This is a genomic window from Salmonella sp. 741265116_PST (assembly GCF_046567715.1).
GTDB lineage: Bacteria > Pseudomonadota > Gammaproteobacteria > Enterobacterales > Enterobacteriaceae > Salmonella > Salmonella enterica.
On sequence record NZ_JBKFPH010000012.1, the window covers coordinates 63,641 to 84,393 of the forward strand.

Annotated in this window: 22 protein-coding genes; 12 read left to right on the forward strand and 10 right to left on the reverse strand. The window is 53.6% G+C overall.

Annotated elements, in window-relative coordinates:
• The first annotated feature begins 91 nt into the window (after positions 1 to 91).
• The 3 genes from sodA (at position 92) to ACLD11_RS10645 (ending at position 1,878) form a co-directional block, all read left to right on the forward strand.
• Entirely contained in the window at positions 92 to 712 is a 621-nt protein-coding gene (sodA, locus tag ACLD11_RS10635; RefSeq protein ID WP_023138884.1) for a superoxide dismutase [Mn], read from the forward strand.
• Positions 713 to 781: 69 nt separating this feature from the next.
• Complete coding sequence (gene yiiM / locus ACLD11_RS10640; protein ID WP_061383746.1) at positions 782 to 1,471, forward strand: 6-hydroxyaminopurine reductase; 690 nt, start codon at positions 782 to 784, stop codon at positions 1,469 to 1,471.
• Between the two features lie 11 nt (positions 1,472 to 1,482).
• The gene (locus tag ACLD11_RS10645) at positions 1,483 to 1,878 is read left to right on the forward strand and encodes a nuclear transport factor 2 family protein (RefSeq protein ID WP_079957852.1); all 396 of its coding nucleotides are present in this window, start codon (positions 1,483 to 1,485) and stop codon (positions 1,876 to 1,878) included.
• Positions 1,879 to 1,928: 50 nt separating this feature from the next.
• Here the strand turns inward: ACLD11_RS10645 and cpxA are convergent, their stop codons facing one another.
• Positions 1,929 to 3,302 (reverse strand): envelope stress sensor histidine kinase CpxA, encoded by a 1,374-nt coding sequence (gene cpxA, locus ACLD11_RS10650; protein ID WP_000580402.1) that lies wholly within the window; start codon positions 3,300 to 3,302, stop codon positions 1,929 to 1,931.
• Positions 3,299 to 3,997: an envelope stress response regulator transcription factor CpxR gene (gene cpxR, locus ACLD11_RS10655; protein ID WP_001033731.1), complete on the reverse strand. Its 699-nt coding sequence runs from the start codon at positions 3,995 to 3,997 to the stop codon at positions 3,299 to 3,301. The genes cpxA and cpxR overlap by 4 nt, the downstream gene beginning before the upstream one ends.
• 150 nt (positions 3,998 to 4,147) lie before the next feature.
• Here cpxR and cpxP point away from each other — a divergent pair, with 150 nt between their 5' ends.
• The 7 genes from cpxP to ACLD11_RS10690 all read left to right on the forward strand — a co-directional run bounded on the left by cpxP (position 4,148) and on the right by ACLD11_RS10690 (position 11,852).
• On the forward strand, positions 4,148 to 4,648 hold the full coding sequence (gene cpxP, locus ACLD11_RS10660) for a cell-envelope stress modulator CpxP (RefSeq protein WP_001233463.1): 501 nt from the start codon (positions 4,148 to 4,150) through the stop codon (positions 4,646 to 4,648).
• A 147-nt stretch (positions 4,649 to 4,795) separates the two neighbouring features.
• The gene (gene fieF / locus ACLD11_RS10665; protein ID WP_001077321.1) at positions 4,796 to 5,698 is read left to right on the forward strand and encodes a CDF family cation-efflux transporter FieF; all 903 of its coding nucleotides are present in this window, start codon (positions 4,796 to 4,798) and stop codon (positions 5,696 to 5,698) included.
• Positions 5,699 to 5,882: 184 nt separating this feature from the next.
• Positions 5,883 to 6,845, forward strand: a complete 963-nt coding sequence (gene pfkA, locus ACLD11_RS10670; RefSeq protein ID WP_000591793.1) for a 6-phosphofructokinase — start codon at positions 5,883 to 5,885, stop codon at positions 6,843 to 6,845.
• 203 nt (positions 6,846 to 7,048) lie between these two features.
• Entirely contained in the window at positions 7,049 to 8,038 is a 990-nt protein-coding gene (locus tag ACLD11_RS10675) for a sulfate ABC transporter substrate-binding protein (RefSeq protein ID WP_411014886.1), read from the forward strand.
• Positions 8,039 to 8,138: 100 nt separating this feature from the next.
• Positions 8,139 to 8,888, forward strand: coding sequence for a CDP-diacylglycerol diphosphatase (locus ACLD11_RS10680; protein WP_411014887.1), 750 nt, complete (start codon positions 8,139 to 8,141; stop codon positions 8,886 to 8,888).
• 73 nt (positions 8,889 to 8,961) lie between these two features.
• Positions 8,962 to 10,266 (forward strand): SLC13 family permease, encoded by a 1,305-nt coding sequence (locus tag ACLD11_RS10685; protein WP_411014888.1) that lies wholly within the window; start codon positions 8,962 to 8,964, stop codon positions 10,264 to 10,266.
• Between the two features lie 113 nt (positions 10,267 to 10,379).
• The gene (locus ACLD11_RS10690) at positions 10,380 to 11,852 is read left to right on the forward strand and encodes a DASS family sodium-coupled anion symporter (protein WP_080095359.1); all 1,473 of its coding nucleotides are present in this window, start codon (positions 10,380 to 10,382) and stop codon (positions 11,850 to 11,852) included.
• Positions 11,853 to 11,893: 41 nt separating this feature from the next.
• Here ACLD11_RS10690 and tpiA read toward each other — a convergent pair whose 3' ends face one another.
• Together tpiA and ACLD11_RS10700 are read right to left on the reverse strand one after the other, a co-directional pair.
• Positions 11,894 to 12,661, reverse strand: a complete 768-nt coding sequence (tpiA, locus tag ACLD11_RS10695; protein ID WP_080095360.1) for a triose-phosphate isomerase — start codon at positions 12,659 to 12,661, stop codon at positions 11,894 to 11,896.
• Between the two features lie 112 nt (positions 12,662 to 12,773).
• Complete coding sequence (locus ACLD11_RS10700; protein ID WP_000802241.1) at positions 12,774 to 13,370, reverse strand: YiiQ family protein; 597 nt, start codon at positions 13,368 to 13,370, stop codon at positions 12,774 to 12,776.
• A 100-nt stretch (positions 13,371 to 13,470) separates the two neighbouring features.
• Here ACLD11_RS10700 and ACLD11_RS10705 point away from each other — a divergent pair, with 100 nt between their 5' ends.
• On the forward strand, positions 13,471 to 13,899 hold the full coding sequence (locus tag ACLD11_RS10705; protein ID WP_000155236.1) for a DUF805 domain-containing protein: 429 nt from the start codon (positions 13,471 to 13,473) through the stop codon (positions 13,897 to 13,899).
• A gap of 105 nt (positions 13,900 to 14,004) precedes the next feature.
• On the opposite strand, the gene fpr is transcribed toward ACLD11_RS10705, so the two are convergent.
• The 4 genes from fpr to ACLD11_RS10725 form a co-directional block, all read right to left on the reverse strand.
• On the reverse strand, positions 14,005 to 14,751 hold the full coding sequence (gene fpr / locus ACLD11_RS10710; protein WP_000796303.1) for a ferredoxin--NADP(+) reductase: 747 nt from the start codon (positions 14,749 to 14,751) through the stop codon (positions 14,005 to 14,007).
• A 96-nt stretch (positions 14,752 to 14,847) separates the two neighbouring features.
• Positions 14,848 to 15,858, reverse strand: a complete 1,011-nt coding sequence (gene glpX / locus ACLD11_RS10715; RefSeq protein ID WP_001250624.1) for a class II fructose-bisphosphatase — start codon at positions 15,856 to 15,858, stop codon at positions 14,848 to 14,850.
• 111 nt (positions 15,859 to 15,969) lie between these two features.
• Positions 15,970 to 17,478, reverse strand: a complete 1,509-nt coding sequence (gene glpK / locus ACLD11_RS10720; RefSeq protein WP_000136808.1) for a glycerol kinase GlpK — start codon at positions 17,476 to 17,478, stop codon at positions 15,970 to 15,972.
• Between the two features lie 20 nt (positions 17,479 to 17,498).
• Positions 17,499 to 18,344: an MIP/aquaporin family protein gene (locus ACLD11_RS10725; protein WP_000084285.1), complete on the reverse strand. Its 846-nt coding sequence runs from the start codon at positions 18,342 to 18,344 to the stop codon at positions 17,499 to 17,501.
• A gap of 398 nt (positions 18,345 to 18,742) precedes the next feature.
• Between ACLD11_RS10725 and zapB the strand changes: the two genes are divergently transcribed.
• Complete coding sequence (gene zapB / locus ACLD11_RS10730; RefSeq protein ID WP_000051370.1) at positions 18,743 to 18,982, forward strand: septal ring assembly protein ZapB; 240 nt, start codon at positions 18,743 to 18,745, stop codon at positions 18,980 to 18,982.
• A 221-nt stretch (positions 18,983 to 19,203) separates the two neighbouring features.
• Here zapB and rraA read toward each other — a convergent pair whose 3' ends face one another.
• Both rraA and menA read right to left on the reverse strand, forming a co-directional pair.
• Complete coding sequence (gene rraA, locus ACLD11_RS10735) at positions 19,204 to 19,689, reverse strand: ribonuclease E activity regulator RraA (protein ID WP_000872918.1); 486 nt, start codon at positions 19,687 to 19,689, stop codon at positions 19,204 to 19,206.
• A 92-nt stretch (positions 19,690 to 19,781) separates the two neighbouring features.
• Entirely contained in the window at positions 19,782 to 20,711 is a 930-nt protein-coding gene (menA, locus tag ACLD11_RS10740) for a 1,4-dihydroxy-2-naphthoate polyprenyltransferase (RefSeq protein WP_411014889.1), read from the reverse strand.
• Positions 20,712 to 20,753: the final 42 nt, after the last annotated feature.

The following is a 20,753-nucleotide window of genomic DNA, read 5'->3' on the forward strand; positions in this document are numbered from 1 at the left end:
TAATCATTTTCAATATCATTTAATTAACTATAATGAACCAACTGCTTACGCGGCGTTAACACTGTGCCGCTCGACAATAATGGAGATGATTATGAGTTATACACTGCCATCCCTGCCGTACGCTTATGATGCACTGGAACCGCACTTCGATAAGCAGACGATGGAGATTCACCACACCAAACACCATCAAACCTATGTCAACAACGCTAACGCGGCGCTGGAAAACCTGCCTGAGTTTGCTGACCTGCCGGTTGAAGAACTGATTACTAAACTGGACCAGGTGCCAGCGGACAAAAAAACCGTGCTGCGTAACAACGCCGGCGGCCACGCTAACCACAGCCTGTTCTGGAAAGGGCTGAAAAAAGGCACCACTCTGCAGGGCGATCTGAAAGTGGCTATCGAGCGTGACTTCGGTTCCGTTGACAACTTCAAAGCTGAATTCGAAAAAGCAGCAGCAACCCGTTTCGGCTCCGGCTGGGCGTGGCTGGTGCTGAAAGGTGACAAACTGGCTGTGGTTTCTACCGCAAACCAGGATTCCCCGCTGATGGGTGAAGCCATTTCCGGCGCTTCCGGCTTCCCGATCCTGGGTCTGGACGTGTGGGAACACGCTTACTACCTGAAATTCCAGAACCGCCGCCCGGACTACATCAAAGAGTTCTGGAACGTGGTGAACTGGGACGAAGCAGCAGCGCGTTTCGCCGCTAAAAAATAATTTGCATTGCACGTCTGTAGAAGCGAGTCTGATGACTCGCTTTTTTTGTATCCGCGTAAGGAGCAGCAGATGCATTATCCGGTTGACGTGTTTATTGGCAAAATTCGTGACTATGACGGCAGCCGCCCGAGCGCTATCGCCAAAGTGCAGGCCGATGGCGAACTTATGCTGACCGAGCTGGGTCTGGCAGGCGATGAGCAGGCCGAAAAGAAAATCCACGGCGGCCCCGACCGCGCGCTATGCCATTACCCCCGCGAACACTATGCTGATTGGATTCGCCAGTTCCCCGAGCAGGCGACGCTGTTTTGCGCCCCGGCGTTTGGCGAGAATCTGTCGACGGACGGAATGACCGAACACAACGTGTTTATTGGCGACATCTACCGCTGGGGCGAGGCGTTGATCCAGGTCACTCAGCCGCGCTCTCCATGCTTTAAACTTAATTTCCACTTTGCCATCAGCGACATGGCCCTCCTTATGCAGAACAGCGGAAAAACCGGCTGGCTGTATCGGGTCATTGCGCCAGGTAAGGTCTCCAGCGATGCGCCGCTGGAACTGGCGTCGCGTCTGAGCGATGTCTCGGTTCATGAAGCGGGTGTTATCGCCTGGTCTATGCCGTTTGATGACGAACAATATCATCGGCTGTTGAGCGCCGCCGGGCTGTCGGCGAGCTGGAGCCGCACCATGCAGAAGCGTCGTTTGAGCGGCAAAATTGAAGATAGCGCCAGACGACTGTGGGGGGATAAAACTCCGCCAAAATGAAAGGAAGGATTATGACTGAAGCTGAAAATGCGGTGGCGATCGTAAAAGAATTTTTGGTGGCCTCGATGATTCCCGATGCTGAACGTGCCGCAACGTATATGCACCCGGAGGTGAAAATTACCTTCACCGGAGGCCGGGCAATGGCTGGCGCGGCAGATATCGCGCAGTTTAACGGCGCTCGCTACAAGTGGGTGAAGAAGGCGCTGGGCGAGTTTGATGCGGTGCAGCATGATGATTACGTTGTGATTTATTCCAACGGTACGCTGTATGGGGAATGGCCCGACGGTCGCCCGTTTGCCGGTAATCGCTTTATCGATCGTTTCGAAGTGCGCGATGGCAAAATTACCCGGATGGACGTGTGGAATGACAGCGCCGAGTGGATTCTGGCGCCAGACATTTCCCGGTAAATCTCGACGGCGAGATAAAAAATCGGCCTGCATTCGCAGGCCGATGGTTTTTAGGTTCGCTTGTACAGCGGTAGCCACAGCGTGAGCCGCAACCCACCCAGCGGGCTATCGTCAGCCTTCACCCAGCCGCGGTGCTGCTGCATGGCGCTTTCAACAATCGCCAGCCCCAGCCCGGTGCCGCCAGACTCGCGGTCGCGCGCCTCATCAGTGCGATAGAACGGACGGAAGATCTGCTCACGGTCTTCAGGGCTGACGCCCGGCCCGTCGTCATCGACCGTGATCGTAATACCGTCTTTATCCACCGAGAAGCCGACTTCAATCTTCGTATGTGAATAGCGCAGCGCATTACGAACAATATTTTCCAGCGCGCTTTCCAGCGCGTTTGGGTTGCCATAGAGCGGCCACGGCCCCGGCGGATAATTTACCGTTAACGACTTGCCCATCTGTTCGGCTTCAAAGGCGGCGTTATCCAGCACTTCGCCCCATAGCTGATTGGCTTTCATCGTTTCGCTGACCAGCGCGTTTTTCTGTTGGTTACGCGACATCACCAGCAGGTCATTGATCATGCTGTCCAGACGCTGCGCTTCGGTTTCAATACGCTCCAGCTCTTTGCTTTCGCCGCCACGACGACGCAGCAGCGCGGTACCCAGTTGCAGGCGCGTAAGGGGCGTTCGCAGCTCATGGGAGATGTCTGACAGCAAACGCTGCTGCGAGGTCATCATCCGTTCCAGCGCCGTCACCATCTGGTTAAAACTGGCGCCAGCGGCGAGGAACTCCTGCGGACCCGCCTCCAGCTCCGGATGCTGACGCAGGTTGCCTTGCGCCACTTCATCAGCCGCGTTTTTCAACTTACGCGCCGGTTTCGCCAGACTCCATGCCAGCCATAGCAAGAGCGGCGAACTGACCAGCATCGTGACAATGAGCAACAGAAGCGGGCGGTCAAACAGCAGATTAATAAAATCGGATTGCGAACTGCTGGCCGGTCGAATCAGGTAAAGCTGGTAATTATCCTCTCCGTCGCGAACGGAGAACGGCCCCACCATCTCTACGCGGCCATATTTTTTCTTCTGCGGATGATCGGCGTTATCCGCCTGACCAATGAAGTTACGAATGATCTGCATTTCGCTGCGTTCAGCGCCGATCACGCGTCCTTCAGAGGTCACCAGTAATAACCGCTGTCCAGGCGGCGCCCACTTATCGATCGCGCGGAACAGGCGACGCCACCACATCAGGTCGTTGGGCGGATCGTTCGCAAGTTCAGCTTCTACATGTTGCTCTATCATCAATCCCTGGCGCTGCTCGCTGTCCAGCAGCTCGGTCATCTGGCGTGAATCGAGCTTGGGCAACATCAGTACCAGCATTAGCACCAGCGCCAGCGTCAACCAGAAGATGGCGAAGATGCGCGCGGTTAAACTTCCTATCATGAAGCGGAAACCATCAGATAGCCGCGACCACGCAATGTTTTAAACCACGGGTGACCGTCTTTGCGTTCCGGCAGTTTGCGGCGCAGGTTAGAAATATGCATATCAATGGCGCGATCGAACGGCGTCAGGCGCTTGCCCAGCACTTCCTGACTTAAATGTTCTCGGGAAACCACCTGGCCGAGGTGTTGCGCCAGCAAATAGAGCAGGGTGAACTCCGTACCGGTCAGCTCCAGCGTTTGGCCATCGAAACTGGCTTCCTGGCGGCCCGGATTAAGGCTTAGCGCATCGACTTCCAGCGTCGGCGAGCCGTTGTCGCTGCTCTGCTGCTGCTCGCTCCAGTGGGAACGGCGCAAAATAGCCCTGATACGCGCTACCAGTTCGCGGTCGTTAAACGGTTTGGGTAAATAGTCGTCCGCGCCCAGCTCAAGGCCGAGAACGCGATCCAGCTCGCTGCCGCGCGCGGTCAGCATAATGACAGGCGTCTGGTGTGTCTGGCGAAGCGCTTTCAACGTATCGATACCGTTTTTCTTCGGCATCATGACGTCAAGCAAAAGTAAATCGATGCTGTCATCCAAAAGCTCAAGCGCCTGCTCGCCGTCGTGGGCCACCAGGACATTAAAACCTTCCATTTCGAGGAGCTCTTTTAACAGGGAAGTCAGCTCTCGGTCATCATCAACTAACAGGATTTTATTCATTGTTTACGTACCTCCGAGGCAGAAATTACGTCATCAGGCGTCGCTAATCCATGACTTTACGTTGTTTTACACCCCCTGACGCATGTTTGCAGCCCGAATCGTAAACTGTCTCTCGTTGAATCGCGACAGAAAAGATTTTGGGAGCAAGCGATGCGCAAAGTTACCGCTGCTGTTATGGCCTCAACGCTGGCATTCAGTTTTTTAAGCCACGCAGCTGAAGTTGTTACAAGCGATAACTGGCACCCCGGTGACGGGGCCACGCAGCGTAGCGCGCAAAATCATATGTTTGACGGCATAAGTTTAACCGAACATCAGCGTCAGCAGATGCGAGATCTTATGCAACAGGCAAGGCACGAACAGCCTCCTGTTAATGTTAGCGAAATGGAGACAATGCATCGGCTTGTCACCGCAGAAAAATTTGATGAAAGCGCTGTGCGCGCTCAGGCAGAAAAAATGGCGCAAGAGCAGGTCGCCCGCCAGGTCGAAATGGCCCGCGTGCGTAACCAGATGTATCGCCTGTTAACGCCGGAGCAGCAAGCGGTTTTGAATGAAAAGCATCAGCAACGAATGGAGCAACTGCGCGACGTGGCGCAATGGCAAAAAAGTTCATCGTTGAAATTATTGAGTAGTAGCAACTCACGTTCCCAGTAACAACCCTGTTTTCCTTGCCATAGACACCATCCCTGTCTTCCCCCACATGATGTGGGGGTTTTTTTTATCTCCAGTTTGTCATTCTGTTATTAGCTTACTGTTTTAAACCATCCGTTATACTACCGGCAGAAGATAGCGGGAGTATTTATGAATCAAACCTATGGACGGCTGGTTAGCCGGGCGGCTATCGCGGCAACGGCGATGGCATCAGCGTTACTTTTGATCAAAATTTTTGCGTGGTGGTATACGGGATCGGTGAGTATTCTGGCGGCGTTGGTGGACTCGCTGGTGGATATTGCCGCGTCATTGACGAATTTGTTGGTCGTGCGTTATTCGCTGCAACCCGCAGATGATGAACACACGTTTGGTCACGGTAAAGCGGAGTCGCTGGCGGCGCTGGCGCAAAGTATGTTTATTTCCGGTTCGGCGTTGTTTCTGTTTTTGACCAGTATCCAGAATCTGATTAAGCCGACGCCAATGAACGACCCCGGCGTGGGGATTGGCGTTACCGTCATCGCTCTGATATGCACTATTATACTGGTCACGTTTCAGCGCTGGGTGGTACGCAAGACCCAAAGTCAGGCGGTACGGGCGGATATGCTTCATTATCAGTCTGATGTTATGATGAACGGAGCGATTCTTATCGCGCTGGGGTTATCCTGGTACGGCTGGCATCGTGCGGATGCCCTGTTTGCGTTAGGTATCGGCATCTATATTTTGTATAGCGCGTTGCGTATGGGGTATGAGGCGGTGCAGTCATTATTGGATCGCGCGCTGCCCGATGCGGAACGACAGGAAATTATTGATATCGTGACGTCATGGCCGGGAGTCAGCGGCGCGCACGATCTCCGCACGCGGCAGTCAGGGCCGACTCGCTTTATTCAGATTCATTTGGAAATGGAAGATAATCTGCCGCTCGTTCAGGCGCATTTTGTGGCTGACCAGGTAGAGCAGGCGATTTTGCGGCGTTTTCCGGGTTCAGATGTCATTATTCATCAGGATCCCTGTTCAGTCGTCCCCAGGGAAGGCAGGAAGTTCGAGCTTGTATAATTGATTGTTAAAAAGTGAGCCAGGCCAGCATTTTGTGTATAAATTACCGCCATTTGGCCTGACCTGAATCAATTCAGCAGGAAGGGATTGTTATACTATCTGTATATTCGTTGGATCGTTTCGAAGTGCGAAATCGGCTTCCGGCAATAGATTTCATTTTGCATTCCAAAGTTCAGAGGTAGTCATGATTAAGAAAATCGGTGTGTTGACAAGCGGCGGTGATGCGCCGGGCATGAACGCGGCAATCCGCGGTGTTGTGCGCGCAGCGTTGACGGAAGGGCTGGAAGTCATGGGCATTTATGACGGCTATCTGGGCCTGTATGAAGATCGTATGGTGCAGCTTGACCGTTACAGCGTATCTGACATGATCAACCGTGGCGGTACTTTCCTCGGTTCTGCCCGTTTCCCGGAATTCCGTGACGAAAATATTCGCGCTGTCGCGATCGAAAACCTGAAAAAACGCGGTATCGATGCGCTGGTAGTTATTGGCGGCGACGGTTCTTATATGGGTGCAAAACGTCTGACTGAAATGGGCTTCCCGTGTATCGGTCTGCCAGGCACTATCGATAACGACATCAAAGGCACCGACTACACTATCGGCTATTTCACTGCTCTCGGCACTGTAGTGGAAGCGATTGACCGTCTGCGTGACACCTCCTCTTCTCACCAGCGTATCTCTATCGTTGAGGTGATGGGCCGTTATTGCGGCGACCTGACGTTGGCGGCGGCTATTGCTGGCGGCTGTGAGTTTATCGTGGTGCCGGAAGTTGAATTTAATCGCGAGGATCTGGTGGCGGAAATCAAAGCCGGGATCGCGAAAGGGAAAAAACACGCTATCGTCGCTATCACCGAACATATGTGCGATGTTGACGAACTGGCGCACTTTATTGAAAAAGAAACGGGCCGTGAAACGCGTGCGACGGTGCTCGGCCACATTCAGCGCGGTGGTTCCCCGGTACCTTACGATCGCATTCTGGCTTCCCGTATGGGCGCGTATGCTATTGACCTGCTGCTGGAAGGCCATGGCGGTCGTTGTGTCGGTATCCAGAACGAGCAGCTTGTTCATCATGACATCATCGATGCGATTGAAAACATGAAGCGTCCGTTCAAAAGCGACTGGATGGAGTGCGCGAAAAAACTGTACTGATTGTTTTTGCGCGCCTGATGGCGCTACGCTTATCAGGCCTACAGGTTGCAGAAACGTGTAGGCCGGATTAGGCGCTAACCGCCATCCGGCAATCCCTCAGATTTATTCCTCGAAGTTATAGCCAATCTTTTTTTATTCTTTAATGTTTGGATCTCTTTCTGGCACGCTTTGCTCATCACAACACAACATAAGCGAGTCGGGCGATGAAAAAGTGGGGCGTGGGGTTCACATTATTGCTGGCGTCAACCAGCCTTCTGGCAAAGGATATTCAGTTACTTAACGTATCGTACGATCCAACGCGTGAGCTGTACGAGCAGTACAACAAAGCGTTTAGCGCGCACTGGAAGCAGGAAACCGGCGACAACGTCGTGATCCGCCAATCGCACGGCGGTTCGGGTAAACAGGCGACTTCCGTTATTAACGGCATTGAAGCCGATGTCGTGACGCTGGCGCTGGCTTACGATGTGGACGCTATTGCGGAACGTGGTCATATCGATAAAAACTGGATTAAGCGTCTGCCGGATAACTCAGCACCTTACACCTCCACCATCGTTTTCCTGGTCCGCAAAGGCAATCCAAAACAAATTCATGACTGGAACGATCTGATTAAACCCGGTGTGTCGGTGATTACGCCAAACCCGAAAAGCTCCGGCGGCGCCCGCTGGAACTATCTGGCGGCATGGGGCTACGCCCTGCACCACAACAATAACGATCAGGCCAAAGCGCAGGACTTTGTCAAAGCCCTGTTTAAAAACGTTGAAGTGCTGGACTCCGGCGCGCGCGGCTCAACCAATACTTTCGTTGAACGCGGTATCGGTGATGTGCTGATCGCCTGGGAAAACGAAGCGTTACTGGCGACGAACGAACTGGGTAAAGATAAATTCGAGATAGTGACCCCGAGTGAATCTATTCTCGCAGAGCCGACCGTTTCCGTGGTCGACAAAGTGGTGGAAAAGAAAGACACCAAAGCGGTAGCGGAAGCGTATCTCAAGTATCTCTACTCGCCGGAAGGGCAGGAGATAGCAGCGAAAAACTTCTACCGTCCGCGCGATGCTGACGTGGCGAAAAAATACGACGATGCGTTTCCGAAGCTGAAGCTGTTCACCATTGACGAGGTGTTTGGCGGCTGGGCGAAGGCGCAAAAAGATCACTTCGCTAATGGCGGTACGTTCGACCAAATCAGCAAACGCTAAACCGTTTATAAACCCGGTAACGTATTATGTTACCGGGTTTTTTCTTTGCCACCATTTTGCGTTACTCTTCCCCGTCTATGGGTCACAGGGAACGCATAACATGAAAAAAACAGGCTACTTTTTACTGGCGGTGATAGTGATGGTCGCCGCGGCGGGCGTCGGTTACTGGAAATTTTCCGGCAATCCTGATGCGTTACGGGAAATCGTGCTTGAACAATGCCTGCCCGATCAGTTACAGCATCAAAACCCAGCGCCTTGCGCGGAAGTCAAACCTCGCGCCGGCTATGTCGTCTTTAAAGATCGTCACGGTCCGTTGCAATATTTATTGATGCCCACCTACCGTATCAACGGTACAGAAAGCCCGCTATTGCTGGAACCCGCTACGCCCAACTTTTTCTGGTTGGCCTGGCAGGCTCGCGGCTATATGAGTAAAAAATATGGGCATGATATTCCGGATAGCGCAGTCTCGCTGGCGATTAATTCGCGGCTTGGTCGTTCACAGGACCATTTGCATATCCATATTTCTTGCATCCGTCCTGACGTTCGGGAACAACTGGATAACGATCTCACGCGCATCAGCACTCGCTGGCTTCCGCTACCGGGCGACCTGATGGGGCATGAATACCTGGCGCGCCGGGTAACTGAGAGCGAACTGGCGCAGCGTAGTCCGTTTATGATGCTGGCGGAAGAGGTGCCGGAAGCGCGCGATCATATGGGACGCTATGCGCTGGCGGTGGTACGCCAAAGCGATGGCTCTTTTGTCCTGTTGGCGACCGAACGTAATTTACTGACCTTCAATCGCGCTTCTGCCGAGGAAATTCAGGATCATCAGTGTGAGATCCTGAAGTAACCCTGGCGATTCTGGCGTTTACTCTACGTGCCTGTCCCCGTATTCTTGTTGAAAAAAACAACAGGAGACAGGCATGTCGCTCTGGCTTTCGCACCCTCTGTTTCTTCCTTCATTGGTTGTCGGCATTACTATCCTGCTTTGGGCCACTTCATTGTTGCCGGAATTTATAACCGCGCTGCTCTTTTTTACTATAGCGATGGCGACGAAAATTGCGCCGCCGGAAACGATCTTCGGCGGTTTTGCTTCTTCAGCTTTCTGGCTGGTATTCAGCGGATTCGTGCTGGGGATCGCGATTCGTAAAACCGGGCTTGCGGACAGAGCGGCGTGCGCGTTATCGGCTAAATTAACGGACTCCTGGCCTCTGATGGTTAGCAGTGTGGTGTTGCTTAGCTATGCTCTGGCGTTTGTGATGCCCTCAAATATGGGGCGTATTGCGCTGCTAATGCCGATTGTCGCGGCGATGGCGAAACGCGCCGGAATAGCGGATGGCACCCGCGCCTGGTATGGGTTAGCGTTGGCTGTCGGGTTTGGTACCTTCCAGCTTTCCGCTACCATTTTGCCTGCGAACGTGCCCAACCTGGTGATGAGCGGCGCGGCAGAAGGCTCTTATGGCATCCACCTGAACTATGTGCCGTATTTACTGATGCATACGCCAGTACTGGGATGGTTAAAAGGCATCGTATTAATCGCCCTGATTTGCTGGTTATTTCCCGGTGCGCCCCATGCGCCGCATGAGGCAGAACCGCCTGCGCCAATAAGCTGCAATGAAAAGCGGCTGGCGTGGATGTTGGCGGTAGTGTTGACGATGTGGGTAACGGAAAGCTGGCACGGTATTGGCCCGGCCTGGACCGGTCTGGCGGCAGCGGTAGTAACGATGTTGCCGCGAGTAGGTTTTATCAGCGGGGATGAGTTTGCCAGTGGTATTAATATTCGCGCCTGTATTTATGTCGCCGGGATTCTGGGGCTGGCGCTCACCGTAACGCAAACCGGTATTGGTAATGCGGTGGGGGAAACATTACTGCGCGTTATGCCATTAGATACGCAAAAACCGTTTACCAGTTTCCTTGCGCTCACGGGTATCACGACGGCGCTGAATTTTATTATGACCGCGAACGGCGTACCGGCGCTCTATACGACACTGGCGGAAAGTTTTGCGGATGCTACTGGTTTTCCACTGTTATCAGTCATTATGATTCAGGTGCTGGGTTATTCCACGCCGCTATTACCGTATCAGGCGTCGCCGATTGTTGTTGCGATGGCGTTAGGAAAGGTGCCGGCAAAGGCGGGAATGTTGCTGTGTCTGGCGCTGGCGGCGGTGACGTATCTGGTACTGTTACCACTGGATTACGCCTGGTTTCGAGTTCTGGGGAGATTATAGCTTTAACAGACTGTTAATTTTTTGTTTTGTGAGATGGTGAATTGTTTTATTTGCACCGATGCCGGTTAATACCGGAGCGCAGATGTGTGCGCTGGAAACTCAAGGAATGATTCATGGACAGATTGACCCCCATTCGCTGTTGGCCTGCCATCATTTCGATCGTGATTACGCTGACCATCTGGTTTGTTATCCCTTGCCCTGCAGATGTGACTCCACAGGCGTGGCATCTGCTGGCACTGTTTATCGGCACTATCGCGGCGATTATTGGGAAAGCCATGCCGATTGGCGCTATTGCGATTGTGGCGATTATGCTGGTGGCATTGACCGGCGTCACCCATCCCGGTAAACCTTCAGCGGCGCTGAACGATGCGTTGAGCGGTTTTTCTAATCAACTTATCTGGCTGATTGGCTTATCCATCATGCTGTCGCAAAGTTTGTTGAAAACGGGACTGGGCGCGCGTATAGGCTATGGGTTTATTGCGCTGTTTGGTAAAAGAACGTTAGGAATCGCCTGGGCATTAACGCTGGCGGAAACCCTGATTGCGCCGGTGACGCCAAGTAATACCGCGCGCGGCGGCGGCATTATTCACCCGGTAATGCGGGCGATTGCGGAAAGTCTTGGTTCCCAGCCTGGAAACCGTGAGAATGGCGCAACGGGCCGTTACCTCGCGCTGGTAAATTACAATATTAATCCAATCAGTTCGGCGATGTTTATTACTGCAACTGCGCCTAACCCGTTAATTGTTAGTTTCTTGACCAAAGGAACGGACGGGGTACTGAATATGACCTGGGGAATGTGGGCTATCGCCGCGCTCCTTCCTGCGGTGGTATCGCTGGTTGTGATGCCCATTGTGATCTGGTGGCTCTACCCGCCTGCCGTTACGCGTACGCCGGATGCGCCGCAGTTCGCCCGACAAAAGCTAACTGCGCTTGGCCCTCTCTCGCTGGCAGAGAAAATCACCCTCGCGGTTTTTATTTTGCTGCTTTGTCTGTGGGCCGGCGTTCCTGCCATGCTCATGGGGAGCGGCTGGACCGTCAATCCTACCAGCGCCGCATTAATTGGCTTATCAATTCTGTTGTTGACGGGAGTATTAAGCTGGGACGACATTCTGAAATGTCGTGGGGCATGGGATACTATTGTCTGGTTCGCCGCGCTGGTGATGATGGCTGATTTTCTCAGCAAACTGGGGCTGGTCGGCTGGCTGGCGACCAGCGTTGGTAGTGCCATCAATCATCTCGGTATGCACTGGAGCATAGCAACGCTACTGCTGATCCTGCTTTATGTTTATTCACATTACTTTTTCGCCAGCACCACGGCGCACATCACCGCGATGTTTGCGGCGTTCTTTGCTGCGGGATTGGGTCTCGGCGCGCCGCCGGCGCTGCTTGGGCTGATGCTCGGTTTTTCTTCTTCATTGATGATGTCGCTCACCCACTACGGTACGGGCACCGCGCCCATTATCTTTGGCTCTGGTTATGTTACGTTGGCGGAGTGGTGGAAAACAGGGCTGGTGATGAGCGTAGTCAACCTGATTATCTGGGGCGTGACCGGCGCTTTCTGGTGGCACTGGTTGGGATACTGGTAACGCGATAATGACGGGAGGTGAGTTCCTCCCGTCGCAACAACTTAAGCCTGTTTAGCCGCTTCTGCTGCTTTCACGATCACCGCGAAGGCGTCAGCTTTCAGAGAAGCACCGCCAACCAGCGCGCCGTCGATGTCCGGCTGCGCGAACAGTTCGGCGGCGTTGGACGCATTAACAGAACCGCCGTACTGGATAATGACCTGTTCAGCGATTTTCGCGTCAGCTTTAGCAATGTGGTCACGGATGAATTTGTGAACTGCCTGCGCCTGCGCAGGAGTTGCAGATTTGCCGGTACCGATCGCCCATACGGGTTCATAAGCGATAACCGTGCCTTCAAAGGCTGCCGCGCCCTGCGTTTTCAGAACGGCGTCGATCTGGCGCGCGCACACTTCTTCTGTTTTGCCCGCTTCGTTTTCCGCTTCGGTTTCACCGATGCACAGTACCGGCGTCAGACCTTGTTCTTTCAGTACGGCGAATTTTTTGGCGATCAGCTCGTCAGATTCTTTGTGATAAGTACGACGCTCGGAGTGGCCGATAATAATGTACTGCGCGCCGATATCTTTCAGCATTTCAGCCGAAGTTTCACCGGTGAATGCGCCAGACAGATTCAGATCAACGTTCTGCGCGCCCAGCATGATGTGGCTGCCGGCAGCAGCGCGTTTCGCCAGATCGATATACATTTCCGGCGGAGCGATTGCCACGTCGCAGCCTGCTACGCCCGCCAGTTCTTTACGCAGGTTAGCCACCAGTTCGTTTACCATGTGGCGGCTGCCGTTCAGTTTCCAGTTACCCATCACTAAAGGATGTCGCATTTCATTTCTCCACGCTTAGTCAGCGAATTAAGGAAGATGGCCGCTCGTCAGAGCAGCATGGTCTGTGAAACAGTATAGAGATTCATCCCCGGAAAGGCTTTGCTTTTTGTCATCAATTCGCCCCTTCCAGATTTTCAGATAACGCCAGCTTAATCGGTTCAACCGCGAAGGTCAGCCCCTTTTCGCCGTTATCTGCGACAACATAACGTACCGCGCCTTCGGTCTCGGCGTAATAGTGTTTACCTTTACCGGCGATAAGCATCTTTTGCAGTTTTTTCTGGCTTTGCTCTTTTGTCAGCAATGGGGCGACAGTGCGAATGATGGCGGCCATATATTCCAGCGCTTTCGCTTTCGCCGCTTTCTGCTCCGGCCCCTGAATGGGCAGCCAGGTAATCTGCATACTTTTCACTTTGAGCGTACCGCGCTCCAACGCCGTGGAGGCATACAGATTTTCGTTAATCTTACTGGCGGCGCGGGTCAGATTCGCCTTATCGCGGCTATTCTCAATGGCGCGAAATTCATTGAGCGGCAGATCGGGATTCTGGCGGTTAAAGTTCTCACGAAACTGGCTAATAGAAAGATCAAAGGTTGGCGAGCCCGCCAACAGATAGGGCGCTGTCGTGGTCGATGAAGAGAGCTGCGCGTGCGCCGTTATGCTGGCGGTGAGAGCAGAAAACAACAGTAAAAACAGAGTACATCCTGGCTTCATCAATCTTACCTTTCGTTAGGACTGCTCACGATTAAAACGATAACTGTCGGGCTTGTCAAAAGGGTAAACTGTAGCGGAAGGCAAAATATAAGGAACTTACATGACCATACAGCAATGGTTATTCTCATTTAAAGGGCGTATCGGACGCCGTGATTTCTGGATTTGGATCGGCCTCTGGTTTGCCGGGATGCTGGCGCTATTTTCGCTGGCGGGGAAAAACCTGCTTGATATCCAAACGGCGGCATTTTGCCTGGTGTGCCTGCTGTGGCCGACCGCCGCCGTCATGGTCAAACGTCTGCATGACCGGGGGCGATCCGGCGCGTGGGCGTTGCTGATGATTCTGGCGTGGATGCTGCTGGCCGGAAACTGGGTGATGCTGCCGGGGATGTGGCAGTGGGTCGTCGGGCGATTTATTCCGACGCTGATCCTGGTGATGATGCTTATCGATTTGGGCGCGTTTGTCGGTGTTCAGGGGGAAAATAAGTTTGGGAAAGCGACACAGGACGTGAAGTTTAAAGCAGAGCTGTAACGGGCGGTAAACCGTAATTTGCCCGGTGGCGCTGACGCTTACCGGGTCTACAGAGTGGTGATGATTTGCAGGCCGGATAAGCCCCAGCCGCCATTCGGTAAAACATCACCAGTAATGTTCAGCCGTCATATGCCCCGGTCGGCGGCGCAGATGTTTAGTCATCTGTCGGGTCTCTTTCAGCAGTTGCTGCGTATCGCGCACCATCTGCGGGTTCCCGCACAGCATGACGTGGCTGGTCTCTTTATCCATCGGTAATCCAACGGCTTTTTCCAGCTCGCCGTTTTCAATGAGCGCAGGCACGCGTCCGGTAAGCGAGCCTGGCACGCTCTCCCGGCTGACCACCGTTTGGATGCGCAGCTTGCCTTCATAACGCTGTTGCAGTTCCAGCATTAGCGGCAGATAGCTTAAATCGGCGGCGAAGCGTGCGGCGTGGACTAAGACCAGATTTTTAAAGCGCGCGACATCCTGGCCATATTGCAGAATAGACAAATACGGGCCAATAGCGGTTCCGGTCGCCAGCATCCATAGCGTCTCGCAGTCAGGCACTTCATCCAGTACAAAGAAACCCGACGCGTCGCTGACCACTTGCACCTCATCGCCAGGTTTTAGCGCCGCCAGCCGCGGGCTGAGCTTTCCTTGCGGCACCGTCACCAGATAAAACTCTAAATTCGGATTGTCAGGCGCATTCACATAGGAATACGCGCGCTGAACGCGCTCGCCATCGATCTCCAGTCCGAGTTTGGTAAATTGGCCTGCAGTAAAAGGATTAATGGGGGCGTGAACGGTCAGGCTGAACAGTGCGTCAGTCCAGTTTTGCACCTTAGTGACTTTACCTGTTACCCAATCGGCCATGGTTTTCTCCTGTTCTGAATCGCTAACCTTATCTTCGTTCGTCAGGAGAAAGATTTCCAGCCCCGCGAGGCTGGAAGGCTCTAACTAACAAATGCGCTAGAGGATATGCGCCTGTACATCCGGATCTTTACGATCAAGATAGTGGATCGACTGAATGCGGCGGATGGTGCGTGATTTGCCGCGGATCAGCAGTGTTTCCGTCGTGGCGATATGGCCTTTCCGGCTAATTCCTTCCAGCAGATCGCCTTTCGTGATGCCGGTCGCGGAGAAAATAACGTTATCGCTACGCGCCATATCGCCCAGGCATAACGCCTTGCCCGCTTCAATGCCCATTGCTTTGCAGCGCGCCAGTTCCTGTTCGCCAATGCGGCGGTTTTCTTCGCTGTCGCCTTTCACGTCATGGCGCGCCAGCAGACGCCCCTGCATATCGCCGTCCAGCGCGCGGATCACCGCTGCGGATACCACGCCTTCTGGTGCGCCGCCAATCCCGTACAGCACGTCGACTTCGCTATCCGGCATACAGGTCAGAATTGAGGCCGCGACGTCGCCGTCAGGAATGGCAAACACGCGTACGCCCAGTTTGGCCATCTCTGCGATGACCTCGTCATGACGCGGTTTTGCCAGAATGGTCACGGTCAGATCGCCAAGCGGTTTACCCAGCGCATCCGCGATGTTGCGCAGGTTATCCGCCAGCGGCAGATTGAGATCGATTGCCCCTTTGGCGCCCGGACCGACAATCAGTTTTTCCATATACATATCGGGCGCATTCAGGAAACAGCCTTTATCGCCGACCGCCAGCACCGCCAGCGCGTTCGCCTGACCCATCGCCGTCATGCGCGTGCCCTCAATCGGATCGACGGCGATATCTACCGCATCGCCGTGGCCGGTACCGACTTTCTCGCCGATATAGAGCATCGGGGCCTCGTCGATTTCGCCTTCGCCAATCACGATGGTGCCGTCAATGTTGACCTGGTTGAGCATGATACGCATGGCGTTGACCGCCGCGCCGTCCGCGGTATTTTTATCGCCGCGTCCCAGCCATTTGTAGCCAGCCAGCGCCGCCGCTTCGGTCACACGGGAAAATTCGATGGCAAGTTCTCGTCTCATAAAAAACTCGTAGCAAAAAGGAGTGGCGCGCAGTGTAACACAGGGGAAGGAGGGAATAATTGATGTGTGTGCGGAGTTGCCCCCGCACAAAGATTTTGCCGGATGGCGACCTTACTTGTCGTGATCTTCCCACGCCATTGCGCGTTTAACCGCTTTCTTCCAGCCGCTGTAACGGTAGTTACGCTCGGTGGTTTCAATGCCGGGGCGGAATTCTCGCTCAATGACGGCTTTTTCCTGCAGCTCGTCCAGGTTCTGCCAGTAACCGACGGCCAGACCAGCCAGATAGGCGGCGCCCAGCGCGGTCACTTCGCGCACTTCCGGGCGTTCCACCCGCGTGCCGAGAATATCTGACTGGAACTGCATCAGGAAGTTGTTGGCCACTGCACCGCCGTCCACACGCAGAGCGTGCAGGCGGATGCCGGAGTCGGCCTGCATCGCTTCCAGTACGTCGCGGGTCTGGTAAGCGATGGATTCGAGCGTCGCGCGGATAATGTGATTAGAGTTCACGCCGCGGGTCAGGCCAAAAATGGCGCCGCGGGCATACGGGTCCCAGTACGGCGCGCCCAGACCGGTGAAGGCCGGAACTACGTAGACACCGTTGGTATCTTTCACTTTCGTGGCGAAATATTCGGAGTCGAACGCGTCGCTGATGAGCTTCATTTCATCACGCAGCCATTGAATGGACGCTCCCGCCATAAACACCGCGCCTTCCAGCGCATAGTTGACTTCGCCGCTTGGTCCGCAGGCGATGGTGGTCAGCAGGCCGTTTTCCGATTTTACCGCTTTCTCGCCGGTGTTCATCAGCATAAAGCAGCCGGTGCCGTAGGTATTCTTTGCCATTCCTTCCTTTACGCACAGTTGGCCGAATAGCGCGGCCTGCTGATCCCCGGCAATCCCGGCGATAGGAATACGTGTACCGCCTTTACCGCCAATATTGGTCTGGCCGTAGACTTCGGAGGACTTACGTACCTGGGGCAGCATCGCGCGTGGGATATCCAGCACATCCAGCATTTTATCGTCCCAGTCCAAATCATGGATGTTGAACAGCATGGTTCGTGAGGCGTTGGTGTAATCCGTAACGTGGACGCGGCCCTGCGTCATCTTCCAGATAAGCCAGGTATCCACCGTACCGAACAGCAGCTCGCCACGCTTCGCGCGTTCGCGCGAACCTTCCACATGGTCAAGGATCCATTTCACTTTAGTGCCAGAGAAGTACGGGTCGACGACCAGACCGGTATTGTCGCGGATGTAATCTTCCAGACCGTCGCGTTTAAGCTGTTCACAAATATCGGCGGTACGACGGCACTGCCAGACAATAGCGTTGTATATCGGTTTGCCGGTTTCACGTTCCCAGACGATCGCGGTTTCACGTTGGTTGGTGATACCGATAGCGGCAATCTGATCGGAACTGATATCGGCCTTAGCCAGCACTTCTACCAGCGTTGAGCTTTGGGACGCCCAAATTTCCATCGGGTCGTGTTCTACCCAGCCTGGCTTAGGATAAATTTGCTCAAATTCACGCTGTGATACGCTGACGATATTCGCGTCATGATCCATAACGACCGCGCGGGAGCTGGTGGTACCCTGGTCGAGCGCAACGATATATTTTTTTTCAGTCATAATTTTGTCCCGTAATCAGATTACAGCGAAGCATTTTGTTGTGTGGTCGCGGTGGAGTCCTTCTCTTCCACGACGCAGGTATCGCACGGCAAATGACGGCCAATAAATTTGCGATAAGCAAACGCGCCCAGAATGGCGCCGACGATGGGGCCAAACAGCGGCACCAGGAAGTAAGGAATGTCTCTACCGCCGGTAAACGCAATTTCACCCCAACCGGCAAGCCCGGCGAACATTTTGGGGCCAAAGTCACGCGCCGGATTCATCGCAAATCCGGTCAACGGCCCCATAGAGGCACCGATAACGGCGATCAATAAACCAATGAGCAGTGGCGCAAGCGGACCGCGAGGTACGCCGTTGCCGTCGTCGGTTAGCGCCAGAATCAGCCCCATCAGAATAGCGGTAATCACCATTTCAACCGCGAAGGCCTGCACAAAATTGATATGAGGATTCGGGTAAGTTGAGAAAATGCCTGCGAGATCGAGGCTTTCAACGCTGCCACGGACGATATGGTGGGTTTGTTCGAAGTCCACAAAAAGATTGTAATAAAGCCCGTAAACTAACGCCGCTGCGCAAAAGGCGCCGGCAACTTGAGAAATAATAAAAGGAACAACTTTACGTTTGTCGAAACAGGCAAATAGCCAGAGTGCGATGGTCACTGCCGGGTTCAGGTGTGCGCCAGAAACACCTGCCGTCAGGTAGATAGCCATCGCTACTCCCAGACCCCAGATGACGCTGATTTCCCACTGTCCAAAAGTAGCTCCGGCAACTTTAAGCGCAGCGACACAACCCACACCGAAAAAAATCAACAACCCGGTACCGAGGAATTCAGCAATGCACTGGCCTTTTAAGGTTGATGTTTGACTCATAATCGGATCCTGAAGAGTATGTAATGTTTATTGGTATGCGAGGAGGTCATGGACATCCACGATGCCCTGTAGGCACACTGTTAATTTATCGTTAACGAGCAAAAACGAGAAATATCGAAATCAAAATGTGTGTACTGCGTCAATAAAATGAGCGTTATCGCGCCATGAGGCGCATTTTGAGACAGCAGAAGAGTGTGAATTGAATCATTTCATTAACCAATATGTTAACAATTTTAAGTTATTGAATGAATGTTACCAGGAGATGGATGAAAATTGCTGCAAACCGCGATCTACGCGGTATGTCGCTGGACAGCGAGAGCGGGGCTTCATACAATCGACACTATATATTGTGCGCGTTTACGTGAAGCGTCGCCTTGCAATTCAGGAGAGGTAAGATCATGTCTTTAGAAGTGTTTGAGAAACTGGAAGCAAAAGTACAGCAGGCGATTGACACCATCACCCTGTTACAGATGGAAATTGAAGAGCTGAAAGAAAAGAACAACAGCCTGACGCAGGAAGTGCAGTCTGCACAGCATCAGCGTGAAGAACTCGAGCGTGAAAATAATTCTCTGAAGGAACAGCAGAGCGGCTGGCAGGAACGTTTGCAGGCGCTGCTTGGTCGTATGGAAGAAGTCTAATCCTCGTCATATTTCACGTTATGGCGGCGTTGGCTGCGTGCGTTCACCCCAGTCACATAGTGGCCTATGCTCCTGGGGATTCACTTACTTGCCGCCTTGCCCTGACGCGAAATCTATAGAGGATTTAGAATGCGGACACTGGTGGGCCGGATAAGGCGTAAGCTGCTATCCGGCAATCAGCGACAACGCATAAAAAAGGCGCCGTAAGGCGCCTTTTTTGATCACTCGATATCAAGCGGGTCTTCGGAAAGGATAATCCCGGTGTTGTCGGCATAGAGATGATCGCCGGAGAAGAACGTCACGCCGCCGAAATTGACGCGCACATCGCTTTCCCCAATGCCTTCACCTGCGGCACCAACCGGAATGGCGGCGATCGCCTGAATGCCGATATCCAGCTCTTCCAGATCGTCCACCTGACGCACCGCGCCATAGATAACCAGCCCTTCCCATTCATTTTGCGTAGCCAGACGCGCCAGCTCCGCATCGACTAATGCACGACGGACAGAACCGCCGCCATCGACCAGCAGAACCCGGCCACGGCCATTTTGTTCGAGCAGATCGTACAGCAACCCGTTGTCCTCGAAACATTTTACCGTGATGATTTGTCCGCCAAACGACGACCGCCCTCCAAAATTAGAGAACAGCGGTTCCACGACGTTGACATCTTCCTGATAGATGTCACAAAGCTCGGAAGTATCGTATTTCATAGGCTTAACGTTCAGTTGCTGCGAGAATTTTCAGTATATCGCGCTAAGTATACTGTTGGCAAAATCATCAATTGTTAATTGATATTTGTCAGTTAAACGGCCCACTGACTTAAGAGTATCCCAATCACAAATAACAGGTTGGTTAACAACGCGCCTTTAACGGTACGTTCAAGCATCGGACGCATTGCCGCAGGCTCCCTTTCGCGCATTACGTAGCGCGCTTGTTTAATGAGCAATGGTGCGGCCAGAATAAACAACCATCCCCACGGACTGTGTAGCGAGAGCAGATTAAACAGCGCCAGACAGAGCAGCGCGCCTAGCAACAGGCAGGCGTGATAACGACGCGCGTTGACATCGCCCAGCCGTACCACAAGGGTGTTTTTGCCGTTCTCTCTGTCGCTATTAATATCGCGCAGGTTATTAATATTCAGCACTGCCGTCGCCAGTAAACCGCAGGCGGTGGCCGGGAGAATCAGCGCCGGAATCAGCGTATGCGCCTGGAGATACCAGCTCCCCATGACACTTAGCCAGCCAAAGAATACGAGGACAGAGATATCACCCAGCCCGATATAACCGTAGGGCCGATTACCCACGGTGTAGGTGATGGCGGCGATAATCGACAGCCCGCCCAAAATCAGGAAGCCGACAAAATCGGTTAACGTATGGCACGCGACCGCCACCAGCGCCAGTCCGGAGATACAGATCAGCACGACGGTAATGATTAACGCCCGCCTCATCTCCTGCCGGGTGATGACGCCTTTTTGCATCCCCCGCAGCGGCCCGATGCGATCCGGTTTATCACTGCCTTTGACAGCGTCGCCGTAATCGTTGGCGAGGTTGGATAAAATTTGCAGCAGCCCGGCGGTGATAAGGGCCAGCAGTGCGACCAGAGGATCGAAATAGCCTTGCCACCATGCCAGGGCCGTACCGACGATAATCGCCGCGAAGGCGAGGGGTAAGGTTTTGGGTCGTAAGCTTTCCAGCCAGGCCTGGGTGCGGCTAATTTGTTGTTGTTCAGTCATATTTAGCGCCAATAAAAATGGGGCTTTTCAGCCCCATCAACA

Coding starts and splice junctions, on each gene's coding strand:
- sodA (WP_023138884.1), top strand. CDS start 92: ATGAGTTATACACTGCCATCCCTGCCGTACGCTTATGATGCACTGGAA.
- yiiM (WP_061383746.1), top strand. CDS start 782: ATGCATTATCCGGTTGACGTGTTTATTGGCAAAATTCGTGACTATGAC.
- ACLD11_RS10645 (WP_079957852.1), top strand. CDS start 1,483: ATGACTGAAGCTGAAAATGCGGTGGCGATCGTAAAAGAATTTTTGGTG.
- cpxA (WP_000580402.1), bottom strand. CDS start 3,302: ATGATAGGAAGTTTAACCGCGCGCATCTTCGCCATCTTCTGGTTGACG.
- cpxR (WP_001033731.1), bottom strand. CDS start 3,997: ATGAATAAAATCCTGTTAGTTGATGATGACCGAGAGCTGACTTCCCTG.
- cpxP (WP_001233463.1), top strand. CDS start 4,148: ATGCGCAAAGTTACCGCTGCTGTTATGGCCTCAACGCTGGCATTCAGT.
- fieF (WP_001077321.1), top strand. CDS start 4,796: ATGAATCAAACCTATGGACGGCTGGTTAGCCGGGCGGCTATCGCGGCA.
- pfkA (WP_000591793.1), top strand. CDS start 5,883: ATGATTAAGAAAATCGGTGTGTTGACAAGCGGCGGTGATGCGCCGGGC.
- ACLD11_RS10675 (WP_411014886.1), top strand. CDS start 7,049: ATGAAAAAGTGGGGCGTGGGGTTCACATTATTGCTGGCGTCAACCAGC.
- ACLD11_RS10680 (WP_411014887.1), top strand. CDS start 8,139: ATGAAAAAAACAGGCTACTTTTTACTGGCGGTGATAGTGATGGTCGCC.
- ACLD11_RS10685 (WP_411014888.1), top strand. CDS start 8,962: ATGTCGCTCTGGCTTTCGCACCCTCTGTTTCTTCCTTCATTGGTTGTC.
- ACLD11_RS10690 (WP_080095359.1), top strand. CDS start 10,380: ATGGACAGATTGACCCCCATTCGCTGTTGGCCTGCCATCATTTCGATC.
- tpiA (WP_080095360.1), bottom strand. CDS start 12,661: ATGCGACATCCTTTAGTGATGGGTAACTGGAAACTGAACGGCAGCCGC.
- ACLD11_RS10700 (WP_000802241.1), bottom strand. CDS start 13,370: ATGAAGCCAGGATGTACTCTGTTTTTACTGTTGTTTTCTGCTCTCACC.
- ACLD11_RS10705 (WP_000155236.1), top strand. CDS start 13,471: ATGACCATACAGCAATGGTTATTCTCATTTAAAGGGCGTATCGGACGC.
- fpr (WP_000796303.1), bottom strand. CDS start 14,751: ATGGCCGATTGGGTAACAGGTAAAGTCACTAAGGTGCAAAACTGGACT.
- glpX (WP_001250624.1), bottom strand. CDS start 15,858: ATGAGACGAGAACTTGCCATCGAATTTTCCCGTGTGACCGAAGCGGCG.
- glpK (WP_000136808.1), bottom strand. CDS start 17,478: ATGACTGAAAAAAAATATATCGTTGCGCTCGACCAGGGTACCACCAGC.
- ACLD11_RS10725 (WP_000084285.1), bottom strand. CDS start 18,344: ATGAGTCAAACATCAACCTTAAAAGGCCAGTGCATTGCTGAATTCCTC.
- zapB (WP_000051370.1), top strand. CDS start 18,743: ATGTCTTTAGAAGTGTTTGAGAAACTGGAAGCAAAAGTACAGCAGGCG.
- rraA (WP_000872918.1), bottom strand. CDS start 19,689: ATGAAATACGATACTTCCGAGCTTTGTGACATCTATCAGGAAGATGTC.
- menA (WP_411014889.1), bottom strand. CDS start 20,711: ATGACTGAACAACAACAAATTAGCCGCACCCAGGCCTGGCTGGAAAGC.